4 protein-coding genes are annotated in these 4613 nt (G+C 32.5%); 1 reads left to right on the top strand and 3 read right to left on the bottom strand.

Features of this window, described 5'->3' with window-relative positions:
- The first annotated feature begins 1122 nt into the window (after positions 1–1122).
- The gene (locus B2U95_RS09830; protein ID WP_296315694.1) at positions 1123–1533 is read left to right on the top strand and encodes a nuclear transport factor 2 family protein; all 411 of its coding nucleotides are present in this window, start codon (positions 1123–1125) and stop codon (positions 1531–1533) included.
- A gap of 512 nt (positions 1534–2045) precedes the next feature.
- On the opposite strand, the gene B2U95_RS09825 is transcribed toward B2U95_RS09830, so the two are convergent.
- The 3 genes from B2U95_RS09825 to B2U95_RS09815 all read right to left on the bottom strand — a co-directional run bounded on the left by B2U95_RS09825 (position 2046) and on the right by B2U95_RS09815 (position 4558).
- Positions 2046–2588, bottom strand: a complete 543-nt coding sequence (locus B2U95_RS09825; RefSeq protein ID WP_296315691.1) for a pyridoxamine 5'-phosphate oxidase family protein — start codon at positions 2586–2588, stop codon at positions 2046–2048.
- Between the two features lie 591 nt (positions 2589–3179).
- The gene (locus tag B2U95_RS09820) at positions 3180–4007 is read right to left on the bottom strand and encodes an SDR family oxidoreductase (protein ID WP_296315688.1); all 828 of its coding nucleotides are present in this window, start codon (positions 4005–4007) and stop codon (positions 3180–3182) included.
- A gap of 44 nt (positions 4008–4051) precedes the next feature.
- Positions 4052–4558, bottom strand: a complete 507-nt coding sequence (locus B2U95_RS09815) for a DUF1772 domain-containing protein (protein WP_296315685.1) — start codon at positions 4556–4558, stop codon at positions 4052–4054.
- Positions 4559–4613 lie beyond the last annotated feature (55 nt).

Here is a 4613-nt window from a genome sequence, read left to right as displayed (position 1 = left end):
AGGTCATGTAAATCCAAAAACAAAGGCATAGGACTGGTTTTTAATGTAATATACGTTTTTTTTAGTTGGGTAAACTCAAAAACAGGTACGTATTACAGGGAATAAATGACATTGAAATCCCGATAATTCTTCGGTTTACTCTAGAGATTACTATTGTTTTAGAGCAGGACATGCGCCTCTTTTGAAATTAGGCAGTTTCGTTATGCTTATGCAAATCACAACGTTGGATGTCCTTAATTTAGAAGCCAAATTTTTATAGAAAACCCATTATAAACATTACATTTATCCAAGGATATGATTATAAACCTCCTAATTTACAGCAACTCTGAATAGCATCAATCACCTAAAACAATCACTTATGAAATTTTTAAAACTCGTTTTATTACTCTTTACGACGTCCTAATTACTCGCACAAAATATTGCTTCAACTAATTATTTTAGACACTTAAAATATAATAATTCTGGGGAAATCATAGAAATAATAAACAATCATTACCATACCGAAAGGCAACATCCTCTTGCCCCTTTAGGCGTTTATAAAGTAACCATAGCTTATCCTGAAGGACAGGAAATCAGAACCTTTTTTGATAAAAATGGTAAACGAATTACAAATGATAGAGCCGTCTATAAAGAAATCTATGCCTACACTAAAAAAGGATTTAAAAATACGCTTCAATTTTATGATGTCGATGACAAGCCTATGGTATCAAATTGGGGAATAGCGACCTATAAATGTAACAAAAAAAAGAAATTAATTATAGAAAGACGCTTTAATCTAGATAATGAAGCAGTGCCGCTATCTCCATATTTTAACTCCGGTGTTACAGATGTTTATTAGATAAAAAAGGGTTTTCAAAGGCGCATTACAACTTAGATGAAAACTTAAAAGTTATTGCCAATGATAAAGGTACAGCGTCTTACCATGATGTATACGATGCTAATGGGAACCATGAGGTTTATAGTTACCATGATGCCAATGATGCTTTAGTAAAAAATCAATGGGGCTTTGCATACGGTGTAAGACGTTATGATAATTCAGGAAATCAAATAGGTCTCGATCAATTTGACACTAATAAAGAAAAAATTCGAAGTAGAGACATCCCAACAAATATCACTATTGAAATGGCGGCTAAAGCGTCGCAAAAAGATTCTATAGAAATTAAAAGAATTGCTTTAGGCTATTTAGTTGGCTTACAGTATTTAAAGCCAGAGCTTATGAACGAAGTGATGAACGATAGTCTAAAGAAAATAACTATAGGCTGGGATCGCGCTTCAAAAAAGGAATATGCTAAGCCTACAACTAAGGCAGAAATGATAGCGTTTGCGGAGTCTTGGAATAAGTCTAATACTAAATTCCCTGCAAAACCTAACAATCAAATTATAGTTCTCGACATTTATAATCGCATCGCTAATGTAAAATTAGTGTCAGATAACTGGGTAGAATATTTACATTTAATAAAGTTAGATGGTAAATGGAGTATTGCAAATCTTATTTGGCAACATAAAAATATAAGTCGCTATCCGAAAGAATAAGTATCGCGTTAGATCTATCATTTTATATAATTAGTACTAGTTGTGTTTTTATGCAGGTAAAATTTTAGCAATAAACATTTTAGGCAAACAAACCTTATGAGAAGCTGCGGATCGTTCGGTGATATAATTTGTTAAAGTTTATATTCTGTTTAATGAAACTAGTACCTAATTAAACAATAACAATTATCTTTAACTAAAAAAAAGGATGTTAAGAACACTGATAAAAAATAAGATAAAAGCTGAAATTAAGTCCAAGATTGAAACAAAAATACGGTCTAAGATGCGGTCTAAAATTCAGTCCATAGTTAAGGAAAAGATTAAGTCCAAAGTTAAAGTAGAAATGAAAAGAAAAGTATCTCAGGTTATGAGTCCATGCACAATGGGTGCATATCAAAATCTGAAGTGCACTAAAATATTAAGACTTGCTAAGGCCTATAAGTATTAGGCACTTTTAATTTGATAAAAACAGGCGCAAAAAATAAAATGTCTTTATTCTGTGTCAGATAAATAAGTTAGGGTACTAAAAATTTGCCAGACCAATCGGCATCAATTCTAGAAAATAAAATCCTTAAGTGATTAGGTCGTTTTAGACGTAAGTATTCAATCTTATTGGGTACAAGTTTTACTGGACAGAAATGATTTTCTTTTGATTTGTAATCAACATCATCGGGATTTTTTATTGGTGTACCAGGTGCTAAATTAGTCGTGTAATCTTTTTTAGAAGATGCTTGTATTGTATGCCAATAGGTTGCAATTTGATCTTTATCGGTTATTAATTCTGCCTTGCCTTCAATCCGTATTTGCAGTAGTTTTTTAGAATTATAAAATAGGGCACTAAATTCAGAATTATCTTGAATATCTTTTATTTTGTGTGTTCGGCTGTCGGTATAAAACACTAAACTTAAGTCCAATAATGTTTTTCGCAAAACGACCGTTCGTTGCTTTGGCTTGCCATTTTCATTAGTCGCTAAGACGAAATAACGAAATGGATGCCGTTTTTTAGAATGTCCATTAACGAGTTCTCGCTTAGCTTCTTCTAAGAATTGATTTGTCAATTTTATAGTTTTAATTTATGCTAAATTAAATTAAAATGGATTGAAAACTTTAAGAGGGCTGAACTATTTTTAGATTGGTTAGAAACTTTTAATTATTTAAAGGAAAGATGTCATGTAGATCTTGTTTTTACTAATATTGAAACGTCTAGAACTTTGGTATTGAACTTGTGAAATTATCTCAAGGGAATAATATCAAGTTTATTATCCCCACATCTTTTAGTGAATATGCAGTGCAAATTTTTGAACTGGACGTGATTGATTCGCTTTTAGAAGCTGTGTTATTTTAACGTTTTACAAAAGCCATTATACGCTTTGAAAATTCAGAAAATGACGCTGATAAAAATAAAATAGAACCCTCTTTTTTCGTAAAAGAAGGTGATGAATTTATTCCAAGAAAACTACTGTCAATTAATTAAGGGAGAGCTTAAATTTACAAAATATTGTAGGAATTGATTTAAGGTAAACCGTAAATGTTTGATTATTAGTTTATTTAATAATTTATGTTTTACAACCCGCTTCAACAATTGGGAGGTCGGATATAGTTTCTATTCTAATTGAATTGAATGTTCACTATTTTGATTGCTGATTACTTTAGTTCCAAACACCTGTTAATGCAGTGTCTTCAACATAATGTTTGAATTCTTTAGGTTTTCTACCTAATACATTTTCAATATCATTGGTAATCTCAGTAGTGTTAGGATTGCCTAAAACTTCAGTAAATAAATATTCGATTAACCAAACGAAATCTGCTGGTACGCCTTGTTCTTTCATAAGCTTTGTGTAAGCTGATAATCCAATTGGTGTAAAGGTAATGTCTCTTTTTGTCGCTTCAGAAATCTCTGCAATGGCCTCTCTAAATGTTAGTGCTTTTGGACCCGTAAGTTGATAAATTTTTCCATTGTGCTTGTCTTGCAATAATGCTTCTACAGCAACATCGGCTATATCATCAGTATCTACATAAGGGACTTTTACTTCTGCTTGTGGTAATGCCACGAACCCTTCGATAATAGGAGCTAAGAAAAAGCTTTCGCTAAAATTTTGATTAAACCAACTCGCACGAACAATCGTGTAATCTAATCTTGAGTGAATGACCACTTGCTCACAAAGCTCTGCTTCCCTCTCCCCTTTTCCTGAGAGCAACACCAATTTTTTTACATTGCTTTTTATGGCCTGTTTTGTTAATTCTTCAATAGCTTCCAGAGCACCAGGAACTGCTAAATCGGGTTGAAAGGTGATATAAACTTTATCCATACCTTGTAGTGCGCTAGCCCAAGTTTCTGAAGCATTCCAATCGAATAACGGTGTTGCAGATCGCGATCCAATTCTAACGAAATGTCCCGCTTCAATTAATTTACTTGCTACTTTGCGTCCTGTTTTTCCAGTTCCGCCAATCACTAAAATGTTACTTGTATTTTTCATCTTATTTGTATTTATAATTATTATTAATGATGTGTTTAATTTATTTAGGTATTACTTTTTGTGATTTCAATAAGGGCTATTAGGAAGAGTAGAAATGAAATTGTTGAACTGAATGTTCTAATTAAATGCAAGCGATTCCATTTCACTTCAAAGGTGGCTCTTAAGGTTTTTAAGTCTTCAGGATTTGCTGAGCTTAATTCTTTGGTCTCTAGCATGTTATTTAGAGGTACATTACCAAAAATGGTGACGAGTACAACTCCAATACAATAAATCGTTATTGCTATTATTAATAGCCAAATGACCGAACTTGCTGCATTTCTAAATCCATATAAATTGACGAATCCAAGTAGGGTTGGTCCAAAAAACACTACAAAAAACAATGGGTTTATTATGGTTCTATTCATCTGTTGAAAAGACATTAAATAGCCCAAGTCATCTAATCTGCCTATTCCTGGTGTTACAGCATTAGACCATGTAAAACATAATCCTGCAGATAGTCCAGTTAATAATATGAGTACTGTCATTCCGATAGGCTCAATAGTAATGTCCATGGTCTTATTGTTTTAATGCGTTTGTTTGAGGGTATACTCTTATGTACCAGTATAA

The organism is Winogradskyella sp. UBA3174 (genome assembly GCF_002364335.1).
In the GTDB taxonomy this organism is placed as follows: domain Bacteria; phylum Bacteroidota; class Bacteroidia; order Flavobacteriales; family Flavobacteriaceae; genus Winogradskyella.
The sequence above is the reverse complement of the archived record's forward strand: the minus strand, read 5'-3'. Positions and strand labels throughout refer to the sequence as shown.